This window comes from Paenibacillus sp. FSL M7-1046, from assembly GCF_038007405.1.
Lineage (GTDB): Bacteria > Bacillota > Bacilli > Paenibacillales > Paenibacillaceae > Paenibacillus_AQ.
The window spans coordinates 759,157-781,374 of the sequence record NZ_JBBOXB010000001.1; the positions used below are offsets into that span (position 1 = coordinate 759,157).

Sequence of the window (22,218 nt, forward strand, 5' to 3'; positions counted from 1 at the left end):
TTCTAAAGTCCGCTATCGCTTGCTCCAGCTTCAACTCGCCTCTTGCCGCTTTGACAACAGATTGTTAAACCCTGTTTTATATTTAATAAAAACTGCACCGTCCTGCTGCGGACGGTTAACGATATGAAATCTAGTGAGTGATTAAATGAATACAGGCATTGGGTCTTCCTTCAGCCCGTTCTCCTGAATCCAGCTCCGCTCATCATTAAACAGATAGGCGCGGTGGACAAGCACGGCGATCTCCTGGCCCGGCTGCAAGGTTTCCTTCTCCAGTGAACGGTAGGTCACCAGCTTGTGGCCGTTCACTTCCACCTCTACCAGCCATTCGCTGCCGCGGAAATGCAGATGCTTCACGACCCCCTGTTCCGTGGCCGAAGCCATTTTAAATTCATTCAGATGGCCCACTTCGATATACTCGGGGCGGATCAAGGCTTTGGTCGGCTTGCCGCCGCCCGCATTCTTAAAGCCCTTCAGCTCGGAGGCGCTTTCGATCAGTGTGGACTCGCCGATAAAGGTCGCCACAAACGGCGTCTTCGGCTCCTTATAAATATCCCAAGGCGTGCCTTTCTGCTCCAGGCGGCCCTGGTTGATGATCATGATCTCATCGGCGACTTCTATCGCTTCGTCCTGGTCATGTGTAACGAAGATGGAGGTGATCCCGACACGCTCAATCAGCTCGCGCAGCCAGGAACGCAGCTCCTGGCGGATCTTCGCGTCAATTGCCGCGAACGGCTCATCCAGCAGCAGCAGCTGCGGCTCAGGCGCAAGCGCCCGGGCAAAAGCCACCCGCTGGCGCTGGCCGCCGGAGAGCTGATGGGGATACCGTTTCTCGAACCCCTTCAGTCCTGTGAGCTCCACCAGTTCCATAACACGGTTCTGGATCGTATTTTTGTTAACTTTTTTCACCTTAAGACCAAAAGCAATATTCTCATAAACGGTCATGTGCTTGAACAGTGCATAGTTCTGGAAAACAAAGCCGATTTCCCGCTCCTGCGGCGGAAGATTGTTCACCGCCCGGCCGTGAAAAATGATTTCACCGCTGTCTGGCGTCTCCAGTCCTGCCAGCATGCGCAGAATCGAGGTTTTGCCGCCTCCGCTGGGCCCGAGCAGCCCGATCAGATGACCTTTGGTAATCCCGAAATCAACGTCCTTGACGGCATGAAAATCTCCAAAATGTTTATTCAGACCCCGAACCTCGACATGCATACCTAATGCACTCCCTTTCTTCTCTTGCTCCATTCCATCAGCAGCAGCAGACCCGCGGAAAATGCGGCCAGCACCAGCGCTATCCCGCCCGCAGCCGTTACATTGAAATTCTCGACATCCTGGTAGACCAGGGTGGTCGCGGTCTGGGTCTTGTTCATGATGTTGCCGGAAACGACAAGCACCGCACCAAATTCACCAAGCGAGCGCGCAACCGTTAGAATTACACCATAGATTACCGCCCAGCGGATCGACGGCCAGGTCACCTTCCAGAATGTTGTCCAGCCATAGGCTCCAAGCGTTGAAGCCGCCTCTTCCTGCTGTGAACCGATCTCCTGGAGCACCGGCATCACTTCACGCACCATTAAAGGGAAGGTTACAAAGAGCGTAGCAATGACCATCCCGGGAAAAGCGTACACAATCTTCAGTCCGATTTGTTCAAAGATTGACCCCAAAGCGCTGTCCGGGCCCAGCAGCAGTACAATCATCAGCCCGCCGATAACCGGAGATACCGCATAGGGCAAATCTACAATGCTGTTTAGCAGCCCTTTTACCCGTTTCCCCAGCCAGTTTGCCCGCACCAGATAAAGAGCCATCATAATGCCAAACAGCGTGTTCAGCAGCGTAACGACAACTACGACAAACCCGGTCATCATCAGCGCATGCAGCGCCTCCGGTCTGCTCAGGGCGGCCCAGAAGCCGCCGAAGCCTTCACTGAAAGCCCCCATTGCCATTTTGCCCAGCGGTGCAGCAATCAGCAGGAAAAATACTAGATAGGTTAGTCCAATCCATAATTTCCTCATGACCGTCTCCCCCGCATCTGCAGCAGATTGATCATCCAGAGAATAAGAAAGGACAACGTCAGCAGAATGATGGAAACCGCAGCGGCCCCCACCGGATTATCACTCTCCACTTCCCCGAAAATAAAAACGGAAGAGACGAGTGTACGGCCCGGAATATTGCCTGCTACCAATACAACCGCTCCGAACTCCGCAAGCGCACGTGAGAAGGCCAGCATCCCGCCGCTGATCATCCCCGGTGCCATAGAGGGCAGAATCACCTGCCTGAATACGCGGCTGCTCTTGGCTCCCATCGTATAAGCCGCTTCTTCCTCGGAAGGGTCAAGCTCCTCCAGCAGCGGCTGAACCGCGCGGATTACGAAGGGAAAAGTTACAAAAACCATTGCGATTACAATCGCCGGCTGATGAAACACAATTTCAAAGCCCAGCGCCTCCGCGAGCCCGCCAATCAGGCTGCCTGGACCCAGCAGCAGGAGAATCATCAGTCCACCTACTGCTGTTGGCAAGGCAAAAGGCAGATCAACAAGACTGTTCAGCAATGACTTGCCTGGGAATTGATAACGTATAAGGACCCAGGCAATCATCGTGCCGAGTACAACATTAATAACCGTGGCAATAACGGCCAGTTTTAAGGTCAAGAAGACTGACTTCCAGGCAATTGGGTCGCTTATGGCTTCAGCAAAACTGCCGAACCCTAGCGAAAATGAATTGTAATAGACGCCCAGTATAGGCAAAACGATAAGAATTACGAAATACAACAGTATAGTTGAGCGAAATCCCCAAGTCCAACCCTTGTGTCTAAGCAGCGAATTCAAGTTATAAGTCCCCCCACCTCCGGCTTACCGGTCGGTTTACTTGCCTTTATACCCATAATTATTCCTATTAATATACTTGGTTTAATATTATCACTACTTTACCAAATGCCTCTGGTATCGTCAATTACTTTCACAGACTTTTGGGGTAAAATATATTATCATTCCAACTTCTGCAGCACCGAAAGGAGATACTTACTAATGCTTCATACCATGGAGATCACAACCAGCAAGCGGGACGAATTGCGGGATATTACCCGCGAAGTTATTTCCTATGTTAAAAAGAGCGGTGTACAGAACGGGATTATCGTCGTGTATTGTCCGCATACCACCGCAGGAATTGCGATCAACGAAAATGCCGATCCCGACGTGAAGCATGATGTGCTGATGAGACTTGACGAAGTTTTTCCCTGGGAGCATCCCAACTACCGTCATGCGGAAGGAAATACCGCCGCTCATCTGAAATCAATTACGGCCGGTCCCTCACAGAGCATTATTATCCACGAAGGCGCGCTACTGCTTGGACGCTGGCAGGGCATCTACTTCTGCGAGTTCGACGGACCGAGACGGCGGCAGTGTTATCTGAAAATTGTCGAGGGGTAGGCAGACCCGAAAGTTATAGCTATTATTGTATAGAAAAAGCGGCTCCGCCAGTTTCGGGGATCCGCTTTCTATACAATGCATAGCCTCTATAATACTTTCGCCATGCAAAGTTATACCAATGCAACGTTCTAAAGTGTGAAGGGCTAGAAAAACGGTATTTTTACAAACTGCGGCTTAGTACTTTGACATGTGTCAATGCGGCCTCTTTGACATCATCGAAAGAAACTTTATCCTGAATGTAATAAGAAATGAATCCGTGAGCGGATAAAAACAAGGTTAATGGTACGCTCTGCCAATCCTCCGAAACATAACCCTCTTCCTTCATATGGCTGCGTACAATACTTGAGAATAACTCAAAACATCGTCCCTGTTCCGCTCGACAATAAGCAAGCAGCTCTTCATCCCGGATCATGAACATAATCTCATATTGGTAAGGATGATCCAGTCCGAAGCGGATAAACTCCATAATAAGCTGTTCCACCCGGGTCATTCCCGGTTCAGGCGGTTTGTTCATTGCTTCATTAAGCAGTATTGCCACATGATTGAAATCCTCTACTACAATGGCGTAGAACAACTCCGCCTTTTCCTTGAAATGATAATAAAGAGAGCCGTGGCTATACCCCAAATGCTGACCGATGCTGCGCATGGAAATCGCCCGGTATCCTTTGGTGATAAACAGATGCCTTGCCGCCTCCAATATTCTTTCCCTCGACAACTCTCTCTCCACTGCTCTTCTTGCCATATCTTATTCCCCTTCGCTGTAGTAAAGCCGCCGCCCTTCAGTTACCAGGGATTGCCCCTCGGTAAGATCTGTTATCCATGCCTTAAATGCGTCGCCTTCATCATTTCGCGGGAGACACAGCAGCTTGACTTTATCTGTGAACGAAGTTTCTCCGGTCTTAATGCCTTTATTTCTCAGCTCATTTTCGACCTTGCCCAGCCAGGTGTACTCGATTTCCACGAATACTTCCCGCCTCAGCACACGGGTGATCACTTCTCCAGCTTCGAGTGCCAGCACTGCCCCATCCGTATACGCCCGGATAAGTCCTCCTGCTCCCAGCATGATGCCTCCAAAATAACGGGTAACAACAATTGCGACATTTTTAACACCTTGGTTGCGGATTACCTCCAAAATCGGTTTACCGGCCGTTCCACTCGGTTCCCCGTCATCCGATTGCCTCTGAATCTCGTCCCTCTCACCAATCGTATAAGCAGAGCAGTTATGTGTAGCATTCCAATGCTGCTTCTTGATGTTCTCGATAAATTGCACCGCTTCTTCTTCATTCTCCACCGGCATTACATGGCCGATGAAGCGTGATTTACGGATTACGACTTCCCGGAAACCGGGAGAACGCACCGTCCGATATTGTTCCAGCATCCTTATTCCAGTCCTTACCTACGTATGATAACTTAATATAGTTTAGGAGCAGCCCCGGTATGGATTACCTATGGACTGCTCCCTGATGATTACTTAGTATGAATGTTCTGTGTTAGGCAGTGGTACTACTCAGTAAGTCTGGCTTCGAGCTCAGCCTTTTCTTTCTCGTAACCCGGTTTACCCAGCAGAGCGAACATATTTTTCTTGTATGCTTCTACGCCCGGTTGATCGAACGGGTTAACACCCAGCAGATATCCGCTGATACCGCAGGCTTTTTCAAAGAAATACACCAGATAACCGAAAGTATATGGCGTTTGATCAGGGATGGTAACGATCAGGTTCGGCACTTGTCCGTCCGTGTGCGCCAGCATGGTTCCCTGGAAAGCCTTCTTGTTAACGAAATCCATTGTCTTGCCGGTCAGGAAGTTCAGACCGTCCAGATCATCCGGATCGTTCTCGATCGTTACATGATGCTCCACCTTCTCCACTTGGATAACTGTTTCAAAGATGTTGCGGTTACCCTCCTGAATGAATTGGCCCATCGAGTGCAAATCTGTGGAGAAGTCTACAGAAGAAGGATAGATTCCTTTGAAATCCTTGCCTTCGCTTTCGCCGTAAAGCTGTTTCCACCACTCCGATACAAAATGCAGGGACGGCTCGTAGTTTACGAGAATTTCCGTTGTTTTGCCTTTGCGGTATAGAGCGTTACGTACTGCAGCATATTGATAGCTCTGGTTAGTAGCCACGTCAGGGTTGTTGAACTCATCTGCTGCGGCTGCGGCCCCTTGCATCATTTCTTCGATGTTGATTCCTGCTACGGCGATTGGCAGCAAGCCTACCGGCGTCAGCACGGAATAACGGCCGCCTACATCATCAGGAATAATAAACGACTCATAGCCTTCTTCATTCGCCAGCTTCTTGAGCGCGCCTTTCTCCTTATCAGTAGTAGCGTAGATGCGTTTGCGTGCTTCTTCCTTGCCGTATTTCTTCTCCAGCGCAGCGCGGAAAATGCGGAAGGCAATAGCCGGTTCAGTGGTTGTTCCGGATTTGGAAATGACGTTCACGGAGAAGTCTTTGCCTTCTACAAGATCAAGCAGGTGCGTGATGTATGTAGAGCTGATATTGTTACCGGCAAAATAAACTTCCGGCGTCTTGCGTTGGTCCTTCGAAAGGTTATTGTAGAAGGAATGCGAAAGTGCTTCAATGGCAGCACGTGCGCCCAGATACGAACCGCCGATACCGATAACGATGAGTACATCGGAATCATTTTGAATTTTCTTGGCAGCTTGTTGAATACGTGCGAACTCTTCCTTGTCATAGGCTGTAGGCAGATCAATCCAGCCAAGGTAGTCGGAACCTGCGCCACTCTTGTTGTGAAGCTGTTCATGAGCCAATTTCACGGGAGCGGCAAAATAATCGATCTCTTGCTGGCTGAAGAAGGAAAGAGCTTTGGTGTAGTCAAAATTAATCTTCTTGGACATCGGTAATGGTAACCTCCTGTTTATCTCTTTAGATTTGACACCGTTTGTTACAACTTTATAATTAGGATACTTTAAATCGCCTTGACTGGCAAGGTCTTAAGGCACATCCCCGGCTTTAGAACCATGTTTTTGGAAGTTTCATGGAAGCGTTTGCCGTGTAATCATGGGAGCCTCTCCTGTGGAACAAGCCCGGGTGCCGTGATAGAATGTAGAAAAACATGGCTAAAGAATCTGAGCCGGGAACTACAGGTTCAATTTCTATAGTAATCTCAAAGAGCGAAGGTGGAAATGGAATGAAACAGATCGGCTTTATTGGACTCGGTACAATGGGAGCCCCTATGGCTTCCAACCTTCTGCGCGGCGGTTTTCAGGTTACGGTATATAACCGTACAGCCGCTAAATGCGAGCCTCTCGTTGCAGAAGGCGCGTTGAGTGCATCTACTCCGCAGGACGCGGCAGAGGGTAAGGATGTTATTATGACCATGATCAGCAATGATGATTCGATCCGGGAAGTATTCTACGGCCAGGGCGGCATCCTGGAGGCCCTTAAACCGGGAGCCGTTATCATCGATTCCAGTACGATCTCACCCGGACTGGTGCGGGAAATCGCAGCCGCGGTGGAAGAACGCGGCGGGAAATTCCTCGATGCGCCTGTCACCGGCAGCAAACCAGCGGCTGTCGAAGGCACGCTGGTATTTATGGTTGGCGGCAGCGCAGAGGTGATCGAAGAACACCGTGATATTTTCGACTCTATGGGCAGACTGCTGCTGCACATGGGTGACAACGGCAGCGGAGCCGTTGCCAAGCTTGCCCATAATGCTATGGTCGGGATTCATAATGTCGCCCTCGCTGAAGGCTTCTCTATCGCCGTGAAGTCAGGCGTTCCTGCGGACAAATTCCTTGAGCTCGTCCAGAACGGTTCAGCCGGCAGCAAGCAGGCAGAGCTCAAAGGCCGCAAAATTATCGAAAATGACTTCAGCAACCAATTCTCACTCGCACTAATGCTGAAGGACCTGAAGCTCGCCTCCTCGCTCAGCGATTCCACAGGTGTGCCTTCACCAATGCTTGGCCTTGCCAAAAGTATGTTCCAAGCCGGATATACCCAAGGGTACGGTGATGAAGATCTCTCTGCTGTCGTCAAATGTTATGAAGAGTGGATCGGCCAGAAGATTGGCGCTGGCGCTAGCCAGGAGTAGAAATTTAATTTAGCTGAATTTTCAGACGCAGCCGGAAGTACAGGCTGCGTCTATTTTTGCTGTATAACCGGGGTTGTCGCACCGCTCTCTGTGAAGCCGTTATAACCTATTGTAAGGAGCATCCATGCAGGATTCTGCCTGTCCATTGACGAATATTGATTGTGAAAATAAGTACATATCATTTCAAGGAGGAACCCCATGCTGAACATTCATCCCGCTGACCCTTCGGATGCTCCGGTATTGGCTGAAATACAGAAAAGAACATTCGACGAAGATGCACTTAAGTATCGGAATAAAGCGGAAGACGGACCGCCAGGTTACGATTCCGTTGCTTGGCAGGCAGAAATGATGAAGAAAGGCCATTATTATAAGCTTCTTGCTGACGGCGTTATTATCGGCGGAATGATCGTGTTCCCTGCTTCAGGGGAAGACGAATTCCTTCTCCTCCGGATCTTTATTGACCCCCTCCAGCAGAATCGCGGATTCGGACAGGAAGCATTTCATTACCTCTTTGCCAGCTACCCAGGCGCGAGGAGATGGTCACTTGACACCCCTTCCTGGGCCGTCAGAAATCATCACTTCTATAAGAAAATGGGATTCGTCCAGACCGGAGTAATCGGGGATCCTGACAGTCAAGACGCATTTTTTGAGTACGAACGGATCAGCTCCAATGTAACAGCATAAATCATCCCTTGAACGATCCAATACGGCAAAACTGGCATGAGGGTCCCTATCATTTTTCCAGTGAAGACAAAAAAAGAAGCCCCGCCATAAACGCGGGACTTCCAGGTTGAAATCTTATTGTTACAGAATCGGGTAAGAACAGCAATAATCAGTTAAGCCGAATACTTCCAGTGCAAACTTGGAGTTTCCGGGAACGTGGAACGTCTCCGCTCCTTTAATTTCCTTCCACACCTCAGTGCCGGGAAGCAGCACTTTTAGATCACCGGACAAAATTTCCATGGTCTCGGGACCATCCGTGCCGAATTCATACACACCAGGGAGCATAATGCCGAGTGTCACCTTAGTTCCGTCCTCCAAAATGACTGTACGGCTGGTAACTTTTCCATCGTAATAAATATTGGCTGCTTTTTGAATTGTCGCGTTGGTGAACTGACTCATGTGCTCATTCTCCCCTTTGTCCTTAATGCGTATATTATAGCAGGGCTTTTACGCGGCTGACTACATTTTCCACAGTGAAGCCATATTCTTTAATTACAGTATCGCCAGGTGCAGAAGCTCCGAAGGTTGTGATGCCCAGAATATCGCCTTGGTCACCTGTGTAACGTTCCCAGCCGAAGGTTTGCGCCATTTCGATCGCCAGACGAGCTTTTACTTCAGGCAGAATGACGGAATCACGGTAGGCTTTATCCTGTTTCTCGAACAGGTCCCAGCTCGGCAAGCTGATAACACGTACATCAATACCTTCTTCAGCAAGCGCTGCTTGTGCTTTTACAGCCAGCTGCACTTCAGAACCGGTAGCAATGATTTGTGCTTGCGGTGTGCCATTCTTGGAGTCGGAGACAACATATCCGCCGCGTTTGATATTATCGCGCACTCCTTCAACTGTACCAGGCAGGATTGGCAGGTTCTGGCGGGTAAGCACCAGCGCTACCGGATTCGAGGTGTTCTCCACTGCGTAGGCCCAAGCCGCGGAAGTTTCGTTGGCATCCGCCGGACGAATCACAGTAAGACCTGGAATAATGCGCAGGGAAGCCAGTTGTTCAATCGGCTCATGGGTAGGGCCGTCTTCGCCGACAGCGATACTGTCATGTGTCAGCACATAGGTTACCGGCAGCTTCATGATCGAAGCCAGACGAACCGCAGGACGCAGGTAATCGGTGAATACGAAGAAGGTACCGCCGAATACTTTGAGACCGCTGTGCAGGGCAATTCCGTTCATCGCTGCAGCCATACCGAACTCGCGTACGCCGAAGTAGATGTTGCGGCCGTCATAGGAATCGGAAGTAAACTGTGTCAGACCATTCAAATGTGTCATTGTCGAGCTCTCAAGGTCAGCGGAACCGCCCACCAATTGAGGAACACCGGCAGCAAGAGCGTTCAGTGCATTACCGGAAGCTACGCGGGTGGATACCGCTTTGTCTTCTGCTTTGAAGAATGGAAGCTTGGCATCCCAGCCTTCAGGCAGCTCGCCGCTGATTGCAGTTTCGAACTGTGCTGCAAGCTCAGGGTAAGCCTTTTTGTAGGCAGCAAATTTTTCATCCCAAGCTTTGTTAGCGGCGATGCCATTTTCCTTCACTTCAGCAAAACGGGCGCGCACTTCGTCAGGTACATAGAAATCTTCTTCATATACCCATTTGTAGAAGTCTTTTGTAAGTTTCGCTTCGTCTGCACCTAGCGGGGAACCGTGAGTACCGCCATGGCCGCCTTTACCCTGTTTGTTCGGGCTTCCGTAGCCGATAACAGTCTTGACTTCAATCAGTGTCGGTTTGCTGCTGTCCGCTTGCGCTTCGGCAAGTGCTTTACCCAGCGCCGGAAGATCGTTGCCGTCTTCTACACGCAGAACCTGCCAGCCATACGCTTCAAAACGTTTAGCTACATTTTCGGAGAACGCAAGATTCAGCTTGCCGTCAAGGGAGATATCATTTGAATCATACATTACAATCAATTTACCCAGCTTGAGATGTCCTGCAAGCGATGCGGATTCGGAAGAAATCCCTTCCATCAAATCACCGTCGCCACAGATTGCATACGTATAGTGGTCAATTACATTATGTTCATCTTTATTATAAGTAGCGCCAAGCTGAGCTTCAGCCATAGCCATACCTACCGCCATACCGATACCTTGTCCAAGCGGACCCGTAGTAGCGTCAACACCGGCAGTGTGTCCAAATTCCGGATGGCCTGGTGTCAAGCTGCCCCATTGACGGAACTGCTTCAATTCTTCCATTGGCAGATCATATCCGCTGAGGTGCAGCAAGCTGTATAGCAGCATGGAGCCGTGTCCTGCAGACAGTACAAAACGGTCACGGTTTACCCAAGTCGGGTGATCCGGGTTGTGGTTCATTGTTTTCGCGAACAGCTGGTAGCCCATTGGGGCTGAACCCATCGGCATTCCTGGATGTCCGGAATTGGCTTTTTCAATTGCATCGATTGCCAAAGTACGGATGGTTGTGATGGCCAGGTTATCCACCGTTGAATTTTCTTCTTTGTGGATCGCTTGTTCTTTTGCCTGTTCTGTCATTACAATAATCCTCCTCTAAATCAAGAATGTCATTTTGACTATTATTGTATCACTAATGTGGAAGCAATTCCAATTGTTTTTGTAAACTCTAGGTTTCAACAGCTTATATTTTGTATCTCCCAAACATCCTATACCTGATTTCACCTACATCAAATAAAACTTGCATCTTGAAGCATGAACCCCTAGCGGCTCTTCCGTTAAATAAATGCTGTGCTAACTGGCGGGAGCAATTTTATAAGCGTTTAAGGTGAAGTTTAACTTATGTCAACTTAGCCTTTGGTCCAGTTTTGAGTTAAGACTAAAGTTTGTTTTACAAAGCTGGATTATACAGTAAGATGAAGATACTTCAATTAACGGTTTAACCGGATGATATAATACTTCCAGAAGAAAGGAATTTCGAACATGACCGCAAATAGAGATATCTATATTGTGCTTACCGGGACGGGTACCGCCTTCAGCGGATTAATCAAATGGTTCACGAAAGCTGAGCTGAATCATGCTTCGATCGCCTTTGACAGTGAATTGCGCGAGGTATACAGCTTTGGAAGAAAAAAAATGTACAACCCGTTTGTTGCGGGGCTCATTCACGAGAACTTTATCGACCCCTTTTACAGCAGTGCGAATTGCGCAATCTATCAGCTCAGAGTCAGCAATACGGAATACGAGACGATGTACAACCATGTGCAGGGCATGATGCAGCATCAAGAGCGCTATAAATACCATCTCCTGGGCCTGATTGGAGTCCTGCTGAACATAAAAATAGACAGGGAGGACGCTTATTTTTGTTCCCATTTTGTCGCCTCCTTGTTTGAAGAAATTACGTTTCAGCCTGTAGATAAGCCCTCTTGCTTCGTGACGCCTGAAGATTTCGCCTCATCGCTGTGCGCTCATAAAATTTACAGCGGCAAACTGTCCTACTATATGCGCAGAACTCAAAGAACGGCTTACATAACCCAGGGAATGAAAACAGGATCTGCTGCTTCAACTGCCTCACTTGGTTCAAGAATGTTAAGAGCAGCAGAAGAACGAGCCGAGGGAATCGTCTAACGATTATCCCTCCGCCCGTCCCGTTTTGCTTTTATTTTATCCGGTGACTCTGAAAATACTCGGTCCATTCCCCCATGATAGTTACTGTCACAGTATCCGTTTTGGTATTAAACTCATTTTTAGCGGTAAAAGTGAACGCAACCGGACCAGCCGGCAGCTTTTCAAAAGCGGGATCATACAGTTCGCCAGTCCACAGCGTTCTGTCGCTGTTCACCGGATTCAGTCGAACCGTATAGCCACCCGTCATGGTCACATCAACCGTATCTGGCATACCCGTAGCTTTTGCCTCAAGTACAAAACTCTCTCCCGCCCAAAAGATGTTATAGCCTCGCGGACTCTCCGCATTCCCGCTCTTTTTTAAATTATAAGCTTGCCTATTCTTGTTCCACTCCCCTGTGTGCTGCACTCCGCCCTTCACCGTCAGCAGATTGACCATAAAATATTTACGTGGGGAAACGCTACTCCAGGCGAAGCCATCATACGCCTCTACCTCCACTGCATACTTCTGATTTTCCGCCAGGCTTCCTGCCGGGATCTGCCACTGCTTCGCACTTGTAGTCTGTTCCCCCGACTGTACAGTCACAGCCCCGGTTGTAAGATTAATGATTCGCACTTTATACCGCTGCTGCAGATCACCATCCTCGTCCTGGTACTCCCACTTCATAATCGGCGTTAGCGTATTGACTACCGTTGGACTCGCCTGACTGCTGCTGGTCGGGTACGTAATGTTAACCGTAGGCAGCCGATTGGCCACAGTGATGGACTGCGACAATTCCCGGTACAGCCCCAGGGAGTCTGTGACTACCTGTCGCAGCGTAAAGGTCCCGTTAGTGGTGAACTGCTTACTGAAATTGCCCTGGGCGCTGGCTAAGCTCTCCGTTCCGCCTGCCGGCTTCAGATAATACTTATGACTAATGCTGTCGCCTTTCACGATATCCGGATCTGTGGCCTTATCCTGTATGTTCACGATATCCGTCCGGTAGATCGGCACTTGAGTTGCATTACGTCCCGTATCCGTCAGTAAGGTGAAACCCGGCTGCGGCGGATTGTCGATGATGAAGGCTTTCTCATTCGAAATTTCCGACCAGGAACCTTTGGAGTATGCTCGGCCGTACAGATAAAAGTATACGAACCGCTCAAAAGTCGGGTTCGGAATCTGATACTGCCGCAGCGTGCCGGCGGGATCATTGTTCTGAATGGTTTTAACTAATGATCCATCCTTGTCATAAAACTCTAATAAATACTTCTCTTGCGCGTCGTTCTCCGGATCACTGTATGTCCACTTCACTAGCGGATCTCCCAGCAGCTGCGCATCAATGACGGAAGGACTCGCTGCCGTTCCTACCGGAGTGGTGAGTGTCAGCGATGGCGGCAGGTTTGGAATAACACTAACCTCCAAGGTGGCGATATTGGACTTCGCTCCAATCTGATCAATCGCCCAGTGCTCAAAACGATAGGTACCCGTCTCTGGAAAGCTCACCTCTATATTCGGAGTAGTATAGCTCTTCATTTGGCCGCTGCTGTCCGTAACATTCCAGTAATACCGAAGTGTGTGCTGATCCGCTGTATCTTCGTCTACGTCCGCTGAATTGAATGTAAGTGTGTCATCCTGATAAACTTGTGCCTTCCCGATAATCTTCGCTGTTGGAATATGATTCAGCACGGTGAACGCCCGGGAAACTGTTGAACTCAACGATCCGTCAGATGCGGTTAGCTTCATCTCCCATCGATCCGAGATGGATTGTTTGGGCGAAAGACTGTTCGCGTTAATTAGATTTTGCATGACCACGGTCTGATTTCGATTGGTCCCTACAGCATAATATGGACCTTCACGGTTAGCTGTTTTCCAAACATAGGACAAGCTGTCACCATCCTTGTCCGGATCTGGAGTCAAGTTTTCTAGGGCAATAACGGTATCCCGGTATACCTCCGAAGGCATATTGAAGTCAGCAATCGGGGGATGATTCATTACCGTCACGCTCTGGCTGTAAGGCTCAGACCATAATCCGCGGTTATCGCGTACTTTTAAGGTCAGTTGATAACTTCCCACTCCATAGCTGGCGATATTCGGCGGTGTGTTGGCTCCACCGGTATAGGACCATACCGTCTGTGAACCATTTTTCACGACGGACCATTGATAGGTATCCAGTGGGTCATTGTCGGGATCAAAGGATTTGTCGGCGACCGTGGTTGCCTTCCGGTAGGAAACGGTGCTCGGCTCTACGGTAAACAGTGCTACCGGAGGCAGGTTCCCCCCCGCTGTGCCAACCGTGCGTACGCACCAGTCACTCCACACGCCCAAAGCATTTTCGCCGTCAATGTCTCGTACCCGCAGGCGGATAACATAGTTTTCGGTAGATGATAACGTCCCTGAAGGAGTACCATCTTTCCATAGCTCTTCATCGCCTTTTTTATATTGCCACTGCCGCTGCGTCAGCCCCTTATCCACTCTGGAAATATGATCGGAGTCATAGGAACTGTCGGTGATCTGCAAGGCTCCACCGACTAATTTAGCAGTGAATAAGGCAATCGGCTTACGGTGTACCTGGAAGGAAAGCTTCGTAAAGTTGTCACTGCCCCACATCCGGTATTCACTGAATCGATTATCCGCCGTTGGCGTATCTTTGGGCTGATAGGTGACGACGTAGTAACCGGTGAATGGAAAGGAATCATACGGCGAATTCCGCCAGGCTCCGGAATCAGCAAGCAGTCCCATACTGTTGTCAAAATAATCGGGATTATGCTGGTACTTAAAGCGCTCCGCGTATTTGGCATCTCCCTCATAATCGCTGTATGATGTGCTGTTCTGGATTTGGCTATTAATAAGCACGAATGCACTACGCTTTAACCGTTGCCTCACTTTAAAGGACATCGAAGCAGAGGCCGAAGCATTCGAGGGATCGACCGCCTTCACAATTACCGTGTAGTCACCTGGAGGTATCGCATCCTCCAGGACATCAATAGGGATCGAAAATGCTTTGGTATTATGTGCTTTGGGCACGATAATTTTCTTGTACAACACATTAGGGATTTCCACACTAATGGTAACATCATTATTATCCGCATCCTGTACATAGCCCTCCACATTAAGAAGGCTTTTACCTGCATCATTTTGCAGCGTTTGGCCGCTTGGTGTTGTGAGTGACAAAGTAGGCGTTGAGTTCACTACCAGATCAAAATTCATAATTTTGCTTATTCTAAAAGTTCTCGAATGATTGTAATCAGCTACATAATTCTGCAAGATAACCGTAACTTCCATTTGTGTTGGTGGATTGACGATGCGCTTTTGAACCCCCGGATATTCGGCTTCATATTCTTTGAAAGTTTCATGACTATCATGTAGAATATCCACCATCGTATCTACTTCTCGTTCATTTTGCTCTGGTGGGTTTTTTTCCGGGAGATAATCTTGATCGGTTCTAAAATGCATTTCATCCACTGGATTGTGCCAAGGGTAATCCGGAAGATCATCTCTAATCCCCATATACATACCGAACTGAACCTGGTTTCCTATATACATATCTCTAGAAATATTTGTTCTCCTTGCCCGATACTGGGCGGGAAGAATTTTATAATTAAATTCTTTAGTGATTTTATTAAACGTTATATTTGTAATCGTGGTCTCAGATGCATCTAATATCAAAGTACCGTTTCTTATAATTCCGTATTCATCGTCGGAATAAGATAAAGTATCGCTCCATGCGGGTATGATTACATCCGCATATTGGATAATATTTGTATCCAGGGCATTCACTTTAGCTGTTCCCGGAAAAGCTTCCGGGAACACTGAAAGGACCATCAACCAGCAGAGCAGTACAGTTACGATCCGTTTCACCATGTCCAATCCCCTTCGGGTCCAAGATTCACTACCTCCACAATTTTCTCATCAATATGCTGATCCGATGAATCGGCATGTCTCCGATCTGCTGCTGTCACAAATTCATCAATGGTCGGTTGATTGAAGCTTTCATATGCAGTGTGCCGGATCTCATATCTGCCCACATGCGAAAGTTCAAAATTTAGCCGATGCTCATTTGCATCGCTGAATACCACCCAGGATTCGTCAGCAAAACTCTTATCGTTATCCGAATCAAAACGGTACTCCCACACTCTACGGCTGATGATATCGCCGTCAGGAGAATAGGAAAGATCATCCAGAGTGACTATCGCTTTGTTCCCCTTTTGCGGATCTCGGTAAACTCTCCCCGGTGTGGAGAAGTACATAATCGGAGGATCGTCCGGCACAATTTCAAAGGTGACTTCATTCGTTGCGCTATACCCTAAGGTGTTCTCTACATAAATGGTAGCCTTATATAGCCCCGGCTCCCTAAATAGAACATCTTTTTGATATATACCATTTAAGCTGCCGCTATACTTGATTGCTGCATTACTGCCTCCAGCCCCGGCCACCGCAGAAATGGTGATTTTCGTTTTATCGGTTTTGATTGGATAATGTTTCGGGCTTGTACTCTTGTCAATCAGCGTCACCTTGCGATTCTGCTTCTTCGTCCCCCCGATCTCCAGGAGCGCTTCCGGAATCGGCTCAATGACCCGTACGAAGGTACCCGCACTGTCGATCATCATGTCCTTGTCCACTACCGTAAGCCCAATGGAATTTTGCCCCACTCGTTCGGAGGGATACCACAGGGTGGCCAAATCTCCTTTTTGAGAGTAGGACACGAAATTGGCTCCCTCTGATGCGAAATAATAACCGATGATATCTCCATCCGGATCATAAGATCCCGAACCATTAGCAACAAGTTCATCCCCGGCTTTAACGATAGGGTTAGCAAAAATGGAAGCTACAGGAGGTCTACCCTTTGGAGTTGGCGGTTCTTCGATATTAGGAGGGAAGCTAACGGTGGGTTCGCCCTTATAAACTTCCACGGTAGCCTCTAACTTTTCGGAGAGTTGATCGATCTTCCCCTCTTTCGTCTCAATCGGCTTGCTGAAGCGTACCGTAACCCGTAATTCATAAACCTGCTGATAATTATCTTTACTGTTTTCAACTTTCATCTTTGGGATCTTAAATTTATTAAATGCCTGGCTGCTTGTTTTACTTTTCTCAAAACTTTTCTTGGTGTCTAACGTACTGGGGCTTTCTTTTTCCTGTGCATAAAACACCCATTCTGCGATGTTAGAGGAATTTTCATACCCCGAAAGTATTCCTTTCAGGGTCAAATTGACCGGCACATCCGCATTAGCATACTTGAACGGATTGGGATCGGGTTTGTTAACGACGACTAATCCGGTAAGGGTTGGTCCCTCTTGAAGAGTATAATCAAAGGAAACGTTACCGGCGTAGCTGTAAGAAGTCACTTTTGCTGTTCCGGTGAAATAATAAGGAATTGTGACGTAATACAACCGACCGAGTACCCATGTGCCTTTATCGAAAGTTTCTGGAACCTCTTCTCTAGTGAAATTAGCGGTTGGTGTGGTGTAATGGACACTATATAATTTATTGTTAATTTTACTGACCGTTCCTGATCCACCCTGCATATTTTCTAGATAGATTTCAATACTGGACTGTACAACGTTGCTATAGGGGACAGTCTGTATCCCATCTAATTGATACCAAGTGGCTGTATTCGGGTCTACTGGTTCAGAATAGGTTGTTACAGGTGTCTTCGGTGGGACTTCTGAGGGAACAGATGAATCATCGGCATTTTTGTTATAACTATACTGAGACCTGCTCTCAATCTTGTAATCATTTATCTGCCACCTTTTACCGTCAGAATAGCGCCAAATGGAATTACCAACTGTCGAGTTAAACTTTTCTATAAACATTCCATTTCTACCCTTTACCGGAATGGAATCAGTCTTTTCATCTCCCTTAAGTGTGACTTTTATCTTCCCGTTCTCCATTGTTAGTGATCCAATTATATTGTTATTGCCTTTGTATTTTAGTGTCCCTGTTTTAATCGATGTAGCAGTTACGCCACTGGGGAGATCCAATAGAAAGGTCTTCGCACTATTATTAGAACCTGTCAGACCTGTTATTGTAGGGATCGATATGGATAACGATTTTGTATCAGCAGCTCTTGCTGAGTACGAAAAAAATGGGAATAACAACATAAAGCAAAGGAGAATTGTGATTGTTTTTTTCATTTTACTGCACCATAGGCGTAACATACTTATAATTGCGAACTCCTTTGTTTTCAACTCGGATAAATACCAAACTAAAAGGTCCGTCGTAACCATATGCACTATATGATGTAAGTTGTTTACCAGGGGCTAGACTCCATGTCCATAAAGCTTCTGTATTGTTATCAAAATCTGCCATTTTTACTGGCATAGACTTGTAAGCTTCTTCTCCAAAATTCAACCTCCACTTATCACTCAAATCTTTCGAAGAAAATTGCACAACGGCCTTACTGTTATTCGCAATCGTCATTTTTGTCCAAATGAAATATTTCTGTTCACTGGCGTAACCGTATTTTTTTATCAGTGCCTGAGCTGCTGCAGACTTTGTTTCCATGATCATGATCTTCTCCAGCGTATAGCTAAACCCCCCAGCCGTCACAGTCACCGGCAGTTCGATATCCTTTTTCAGACCATAACTTGAAAGGTTGTCCCTTACGACTGGAGCAACTGTAGCTGCCGGTTTTGCTGCTGCTGCGTTTGTAACCACAACCTGCCCCAACACCAAACTAAACAACATCGATCCTGCTAAAGCTGCTTTAATCATTGTCTTTTTCATTTTGAATTTCCCCTTATATTCATATTTAGTAATGCATCCATTAACAGGATCGATAATCATACCTGTGAGAGACCTGGATAAGACATCAATAGTCTTATTCAGGTTAAGCTGTAAAATGGCCTTCCCTATCCAACGAATCTATCATCTCAAAATGCATAGCAGCGGGTATTGTGGGTCTGTTATCATACGCATCATTAATAACGTCACGAACGACGGGAAGAAGGATGGCGATTACGATCCTACACAGAGAAAACCGATCGCGATAACCAGTCCTGTTGAGATAACATCTTTTTCAAGGTTAACGTCTCCTCTAATGAACTTGGTTAGTTTCTCCTCAGCCTGTTCGTTAATCTTGTACTTACCGATTACGCTGTTGTCTCCGGATTTCTTGATTTATACCGCTTTTTGCGGTTGAAATCCGGAGACAAAGGCGGTCGCTATCGCTCTTACAGTTCCACCCTCCCACTGCTTTAGTCTCTAGCCAGTCCTTTAGTTCAACTGATATAGCAGATATCTTGTATCTGACAAAATCACTCATTCAGCTTATACTCCTGCACCGCCGGTACAATAATGGCCTCCTGAACTTTAGCTCTGGTGACCAGCACCGGATGTTTGGTCTCGATAACAGCGATGACCGAGGGGCCTTGTATGTATTTGGCGATGCCATGAGCGCTGTCTTCGTAAAGGAACGGAAAATTCACTCCGATCGATTCATCCACAATGTCGAACTTTACAATCTTCACCTGCGTCTGGAGCCTGCTGCCTGCCAGGGGGGAGAGGCCGCCATCCAGGCCCAGATTAATCTGAAGCGACTGCCGGAAGGTGGCGTATGCTTCAGCCGGGTCGATGATCAGACGGCCTTGTGCCCGTGCGGCTTCATTCAGTTGCTGTGATGCATCGTGGACCGCCATATTGTTGGCATCCTTCAGCATACTGCGCAGCATGTCCCACTCCTGATTCTGGATCTGAAAAAACCAGGAATAAATAAAAATCAGCAGAACAAAGGCCAGTTTAATAATATAATCCATAAATTAGATTCATCCCTTAATCAGTCAAGATACTCACTCATGATCGATCCATGGCCATAATAACGTGTCGGTTGAGACATGCCTGAGAAATTATAGGGAAACAGATTCATCCGCGGTGCGGTAACATACACATCAAGCCGCTGTTTGCGCTCCTGCACACTCGTCGTGCTGCTTGTGATTGCAATTGAAGCTTCAGGAAATCCAACTGCCTTCAGATTCGCAATGACCTCACTTCGCAACGAAGCCGTAACCATGCCTTCTGTTGCCACTTTTTGCGTAATATAGGAGGTGTTGGCTTTGACCTGCAAATCCAGCAAATAATCGATGTACGTAAAGATCGGCTGCAGGATGATGAATAAGACAAGCCACATAAACAAAGCGCGGAGGACGGTTGCCTTCAAACTTTACGCCCCCTTTTAATACTGCTCCACTTGCTTGGTATGTGTAATGATATCGTCCTGGCTTCCGCCAATGATGTCTGTTGCTGCCGCAATAAAGATCCCCGCAATCACAAAACCGATAGCCAGAAACATAGCGACTGAAATGGAGTCTTTTTTCATATCCTCTTAACCCACTTGATGGAGTGAAATATCACCCAGAGCCATTTGCCCCGGCTGGGCAGGTTGAAGCATAGTTACACCGGGGATATCGGGTCTGTTATCATCCGCCTTAGAGACCACATCACGTACCAAAGGAACCAAAATGGCAATTACAATGGCAACACAGAGAAATCCGATAGCGATGAACAGTCCAGTAGAAATAGCGTCTTTTTTCATTGTTAATATCTCCCTTTTAATTGTATATTTTATAGTGATGCTTGAATATAACAAAAACCTCACTGAAACATCCCCACACCGTTAAAATTGCCCTTAATCAGCATGATGTACTGCATGGCCAGCGAGACGATCATCAGGAAAGTGGCAAGCGACGGGATCACGTTGATAATGGTGGAAACGTCGCCGATAAACGACCATTTTTTGAGATATTGATCGCTGGAGATTTTGGTGATGATCTTGCCTTGTTCCCGCAAATAGTTCGCCGCTTCCGTGTCATCATCCATCCCCTCCGTGGCCAGCAGGATTGAGCGGATATCGTTGATAAAAGCATGACCGTCTGGGAATTTACCGCAGAACCATTCGATTGCCCGCTCGTTCCCCTCATCGACTGCCCGTTCGGACAGCTCATATAAGTCCTGGCGGATGTATTGGAAATGGCTGGCCGTTCCTGCACAGAAGGCACCAAACTGCATGTACCCCCGCTTGCGCAGCCGGTTGTTCTCGTAGAGGCGGATGAAGGAGATCAGTTCACCGTCTTTTTGAATCAGTGCTTTCTGATGCAGCCAAGCGAGCAGCCAGCCGAAAGGCAGATAACGCAGCGGACTGGTGATGAGCAGAATCAGTACAGCAATCAGCAAATCATAGATGGAAAAGGGAACTGCGCGGATGAAATCACCCGTCACCTGAACCGCTAAATAAATCAATGCCGCCGAATAACGAAACAGTGTGATTTTGCTTGCAGATATCGAGAGGCCGCTGCCATGCAGTAATTGCTGAAGCCGCTCATTTTGCACACGTTCCCCCAGCGCCTTCCACTTCACGCCTAACCGGTGAACATATCGTTCCTGCCTGCTGCTGCTCACAAAGACCAACAGCGAGAGATATACAACACCAAGTATTGAGATTAATAGCAATAATCTATCCATAGTTCATCACCTTAGTTGTAGTCCAGTTTGGGTCTGGCGAGAACGGTACTAATGATGAAAGAAATAAAAAGCCCGGAGATAATGATCGTCAGAAAAATAATGCCGACTGAAGTTTCAAACTGCAGCTTAAAATAAACATCAGGCTTCAGCATGTAAATAAAAGTTCCGACAGAGGATACGAGCACTATCAGGTTGCCGTACAGCCCCAGGCTGATTGCATCCCTGCTCCCGGCTTTTACCGTCAGAATCGTCTCCCGCTGCTGCTCCATGGACCGATTCAGCATCATGAGCGAGCTTTTTAAATAACGGGTGCCTTCCTTCTCGCAATACAGCAGGTCCGACACGAATTCTACAGCGAAGGTTGTCCCGATCGCCCCGGAGAATCTGGCCGCTTCCTCATTCAGCTCACTTTCATTGCTGTAATTAGCGAACGCCGCACCCAGTAACCGTAGGGGAGTCTTCAGCACATTATCTTCAGTCAGGAAATCAGACGTTCTGGACAAAATAGCATCTACCGATAAATGCGTGAATTTGGTAGCAATTTTGATAACATCGAGCAAATCGTAGCTTCCGCGCACTTTTCTCTGGGCATAGGTGTATCTCATCCGCAAATAGGGAACGCTCGCTGAGATTGCTGCCACAAATAACGGAAGGCGCCAAGCACCTTTAACCGGCAGCCGTTCATTGAAGCTGATCCCCTCCAAAAAAGGATTGCTGAAGCTCATCTGTCCCGGCAGCTCTTTTAACGTCAACAAACCGGACAAGAAAACCGCTGTGAACAGAAAGACCGTCCGCATGGAGAAACGCATGACACTGAGGCCAGGCTCATATTTCCGGTGTGAGAAATACAGCAGATCATCCAGATGCCGGTACAGCCACATTCTTTTTTTGATCCCGCTGACCTTTTTGCCGAAAAGACTGACCCTCAGGTTCATCCGATAGTCTATTTTTTGTCCGAACTCCCGCAAATGCCGATCCACAAGCGGCTTCACCAATAGCCAGATGCCCCAGACAACCAGCACATGAAGAGCAAAGCGGATTATATAAAAGATTAGCTCCACAC

General features: G+C 47.8%; 21 protein-coding genes. 4 read left to right on the plus strand and 17 right to left on the minus strand.

Going from position 1 to position 22,218, the window contains the following annotated elements:
- Positions 1-141: 141 nt before the first annotated feature.
- Genes NYE29_RS03065 through cysT form a run of 3 tightly spaced genes read right to left on the minus strand, consistent with a single transcriptional unit; the run spans position 142 to position 2,818 of the window.
- Positions 142-1,206: a sulfate/molybdate ABC transporter ATP-binding protein gene (locus NYE29_RS03065; RefSeq protein ID WP_038587129.1), complete on the minus strand. Its 1,065-nt coding sequence runs from the start codon at positions 1,204-1,206 to the stop codon at positions 142-144.
- Positions 1,207-1,208: 2 nt separating this feature from the next.
- On the minus strand, positions 1,209-2,006 hold the full coding sequence (locus NYE29_RS03070) for a sulfate ABC transporter permease subunit (RefSeq protein ID WP_038587126.1): 798 nt from the start codon (positions 2,004-2,006) through the stop codon (positions 1,209-1,211).
- On the minus strand, positions 2,003-2,818 hold the full coding sequence (gene cysT, locus NYE29_RS03075) for a sulfate ABC transporter permease subunit CysT (RefSeq protein WP_038587124.1): 816 nt from the start codon (positions 2,816-2,818) through the stop codon (positions 2,003-2,005). The genes NYE29_RS03070 and cysT overlap by 4 nt, the downstream gene beginning before the upstream one ends.
- A gap of 198 nt (positions 2,819-3,016) precedes the next feature.
- On the opposite strand from cysT, the gene NYE29_RS03080 reads away from it, so the two are divergent.
- Positions 3,017-3,418 carry a secondary thiamine-phosphate synthase enzyme YjbQ gene (locus NYE29_RS03080; RefSeq protein WP_076111178.1) on the plus strand — a complete coding sequence of 134 codons (402 nt, stop codon included), beginning with the start codon at positions 3,017-3,019 and terminating at the stop codon, positions 3,416-3,418.
- A gap of 160 nt (positions 3,419-3,578) precedes the next feature.
- Here NYE29_RS03080 and NYE29_RS03085 read toward each other — a convergent pair whose 3' ends face one another.
- From NYE29_RS03085 to NYE29_RS03095, 3 genes are all read right to left on the minus strand, one after another.
- The gene (locus NYE29_RS03085; RefSeq protein ID WP_038587118.1) at positions 3,579-4,160 is read right to left on the minus strand and encodes a TetR/AcrR family transcriptional regulator; all 582 of its coding nucleotides are present in this window, start codon (positions 4,158-4,160) and stop codon (positions 3,579-3,581) included.
- Between the two features lie 3 nt (positions 4,161-4,163).
- Positions 4,164-4,796, minus strand: a complete 633-nt coding sequence (locus NYE29_RS03090) for a YigZ family protein (RefSeq protein WP_038587115.1) — start codon at positions 4,794-4,796, stop codon at positions 4,164-4,166.
- A 125-nt stretch (positions 4,797-4,921) separates the two neighbouring features.
- Positions 4,922-6,277, minus strand: coding sequence for a glucose-6-phosphate isomerase (locus NYE29_RS03095; RefSeq protein WP_038587113.1), 1,356 nt, complete (start codon positions 6,275-6,277; stop codon positions 4,922-4,924).
- A 293-nt stretch (positions 6,278-6,570) separates the two neighbouring features.
- Here NYE29_RS03095 and NYE29_RS03100 point away from each other — a divergent pair, with 293 nt between their 5' ends.
- Together NYE29_RS03100 and NYE29_RS03105 are read left to right on the plus strand one after the other, a co-directional pair.
- Positions 6,571-7,473, plus strand: a complete 903-nt coding sequence (locus tag NYE29_RS03100) for an NAD(P)-dependent oxidoreductase (RefSeq protein ID WP_340894323.1) — start codon at positions 6,571-6,573, stop codon at positions 7,471-7,473.
- A gap of 198 nt (positions 7,474-7,671) precedes the next feature.
- Positions 7,672-8,157 carry a GNAT family N-acetyltransferase gene (locus tag NYE29_RS03105; protein ID WP_340894325.1) on the plus strand — a complete coding sequence of 162 codons (486 nt, stop codon included), beginning with the start codon at positions 7,672-7,674 and terminating at the stop codon, positions 8,155-8,157.
- 120 nt (positions 8,158-8,277) lie between these two features.
- Here NYE29_RS03105 and ppnP read toward each other — a convergent pair whose 3' ends face one another.
- Complete coding sequence (gene ppnP, locus NYE29_RS03110; RefSeq protein ID WP_038587105.1) at positions 8,278-8,595, minus strand: pyrimidine/purine nucleoside phosphorylase; 318 nt, start codon at positions 8,593-8,595, stop codon at positions 8,278-8,280.
- A 34-nt stretch (positions 8,596-8,629) separates the two neighbouring features.
- The gene (gene tkt / locus NYE29_RS03115; RefSeq protein WP_038587103.1) at positions 8,630-10,678 is read right to left on the minus strand and encodes a transketolase; all 2,049 of its coding nucleotides are present in this window, start codon (positions 10,676-10,678) and stop codon (positions 8,630-8,632) included.
- 402 nt (positions 10,679-11,080) lie between these two features.
- Between tkt and NYE29_RS03120 the strand changes: the two genes are divergently transcribed.
- Positions 11,081-11,725, plus strand: a complete 645-nt coding sequence (locus NYE29_RS03120; RefSeq protein WP_340894328.1) for a hypothetical protein — start codon at positions 11,081-11,083, stop codon at positions 11,723-11,725.
- Positions 11,726-11,756: 31 nt separating this feature from the next.
- Here the strand turns inward: NYE29_RS03120 and NYE29_RS03125 are convergent, their stop codons facing one another.
- The 9 genes from NYE29_RS03125 to NYE29_RS03165 form a co-directional block, all read right to left on the minus strand.
- The gene (locus tag NYE29_RS03125) at positions 11,757-15,563 is read right to left on the minus strand and encodes a hypothetical protein (RefSeq protein WP_340894330.1); all 3,807 of its coding nucleotides are present in this window, start codon (positions 15,561-15,563) and stop codon (positions 11,757-11,759) included.
- A complete protein-coding gene (locus tag NYE29_RS03130) occupies positions 15,557-17,833 on the minus strand; it encodes a hypothetical protein (protein WP_340894331.1) in 2,277 nt (758 codons plus the stop codon). Before NYE29_RS03130 ends, NYE29_RS03125 begins: the two co-directional genes overlap by 7 nt.
- A gap of 1 nt (position 17,834) precedes the next feature.
- On the minus strand, positions 17,835-18,425 hold the full coding sequence (locus NYE29_RS03135) for a hypothetical protein (RefSeq protein ID WP_340894334.1): 591 nt from the start codon (positions 18,423-18,425) through the stop codon (positions 17,835-17,837).
- Between the two features lie 530 nt (positions 18,426-18,955).
- The gene (locus NYE29_RS03140) at positions 18,956-19,453 is read right to left on the minus strand and encodes a hypothetical protein (protein ID WP_340894335.1); all 498 of its coding nucleotides are present in this window, start codon (positions 19,451-19,453) and stop codon (positions 18,956-18,958) included.
- 20 nt (positions 19,454-19,473) lie between these two features.
- The gene (locus NYE29_RS03145; RefSeq protein WP_340894338.1) at positions 19,474-19,854 is read right to left on the minus strand and encodes a hypothetical protein; all 381 of its coding nucleotides are present in this window, start codon (positions 19,852-19,854) and stop codon (positions 19,474-19,476) included.
- Between the two features lie 15 nt (positions 19,855-19,869).
- Positions 19,870-20,013, minus strand: a complete 144-nt coding sequence (locus NYE29_RS03150) for a hypothetical protein (protein WP_156130821.1) — start codon at positions 20,011-20,013, stop codon at positions 19,870-19,872.
- 6 nt (positions 20,014-20,019) lie between these two features.
- Positions 20,020-20,229, minus strand: coding sequence for a hypothetical protein (locus NYE29_RS03155; RefSeq protein WP_038587086.1), 210 nt, complete (start codon positions 20,227-20,229; stop codon positions 20,020-20,022).
- 59 nt (positions 20,230-20,288) lie between these two features.
- Complete coding sequence (locus tag NYE29_RS03160) at positions 20,289-21,155, minus strand: hypothetical protein (protein WP_340894339.1); 867 nt, start codon at positions 21,153-21,155, stop codon at positions 20,289-20,291.
- A gap of 11 nt (positions 21,156-21,166) precedes the next feature.
- Positions 21,167-22,216 (minus strand): hypothetical protein, encoded by a 1,050-nt coding sequence (locus NYE29_RS03165; RefSeq protein ID WP_340894341.1) that lies wholly within the window; start codon positions 22,214-22,216, stop codon positions 21,167-21,169.
- Between the last annotated feature and the right edge of the window lie 2 nt (positions 22,217-22,218).

What these genes read in the sequence shown, in the direction of transcription:
- NYE29_RS03065 (WP_038587129.1), bottom strand. Translation starts at nt 1,206, where the DNA reads ATGCATGTCGAGGTTCGGGGTCTGAATAAACATTTTGGAGATTTTCAT.
- NYE29_RS03070 (WP_038587126.1), bottom strand. Translation starts at nt 2,006, where the DNA reads ATGAGGAAATTATGGATTGGACTAACCTATCTAGTATTTTTCCTGCTG.
- NYE29_RS03080 (WP_076111178.1), top strand. Translation starts at nt 3,017, where the DNA reads ATGCTTCATACCATGGAGATCACAACCAGCAAGCGGGACGAATTGCGG.
- NYE29_RS03085 (WP_038587118.1), bottom strand. Translation starts at nt 4,160, where the DNA reads ATGGCAAGAAGAGCAGTGGAGAGAGAGTTGTCGAGGGAAAGAATATTG.
- NYE29_RS03090 (WP_038587115.1), bottom strand. Translation starts at nt 4,796, where the DNA reads ATGCTGGAACAATATCGGACGGTGCGTTCTCCCGGTTTCCGGGAAGTC.
- NYE29_RS03095 (WP_038587113.1), bottom strand. Translation starts at nt 6,277, where the DNA reads ATGTCCAAGAAGATTAATTTTGACTACACCAAAGCTCTTTCCTTCTTC.
- NYE29_RS03100 (WP_340894323.1), top strand. Translation starts at nt 6,571, where the DNA reads ATGAAACAGATCGGCTTTATTGGACTCGGTACAATGGGAGCCCCTATG.
- NYE29_RS03105 (WP_340894325.1), top strand. Translation starts at nt 7,672, where the DNA reads ATGCTGAACATTCATCCCGCTGACCCTTCGGATGCTCCGGTATTGGCT.
- ppnP (WP_038587105.1), bottom strand. Translation starts at nt 8,595, where the DNA reads ATGAGTCAGTTCACCAACGCGACAATTCAAAAAGCAGCCAATATTTAT.
- tkt (WP_038587103.1), bottom strand. Translation starts at nt 10,678, where the DNA reads ATGACAGAACAGGCAAAAGAACAAGCGATCCACAAAGAAGAAAATTCA.
- NYE29_RS03120 (WP_340894328.1), top strand. Translation starts at nt 11,081, where the DNA reads ATGACCGCAAATAGAGATATCTATATTGTGCTTACCGGGACGGGTACC.
- NYE29_RS03125 (WP_340894330.1), bottom strand. Translation starts at nt 15,563, where the DNA reads ATGGTGAAACGGATCGTAACTGTACTGCTCTGCTGGTTGATGGTCCTT.
- NYE29_RS03130 (WP_340894331.1), bottom strand. Translation starts at nt 17,833, where the DNA reads ATGAAAAAAACAATCACAATTCTCCTTTGCTTTATGTTGTTATTCCCA.
- NYE29_RS03135 (WP_340894334.1), bottom strand. Translation starts at nt 18,425, where the DNA reads ATGAAAAAGACAATGATTAAAGCAGCTTTAGCAGGATCGATGTTGTTT.
- NYE29_RS03140 (WP_340894335.1), bottom strand. Translation starts at nt 19,453, where the DNA reads ATGGATTATATTATTAAACTGGCCTTTGTTCTGCTGATTTTTATTTAT.
- NYE29_RS03150 (WP_156130821.1), bottom strand. Translation starts at nt 20,013, where the DNA reads ATGAAAAAAGACTCCATTTCAGTCGCTATGTTTCTGGCTATCGGTTTT.
- NYE29_RS03155 (WP_038587086.1), bottom strand. Translation starts at nt 20,229, where the DNA reads ATGAAAAAAGACGCTATTTCTACTGGACTGTTCATCGCTATCGGATTT.
- NYE29_RS03160 (WP_340894339.1), bottom strand. Translation starts at nt 21,155, where the DNA reads ATGGATAGATTATTGCTATTAATCTCAATACTTGGTGTTGTATATCTC.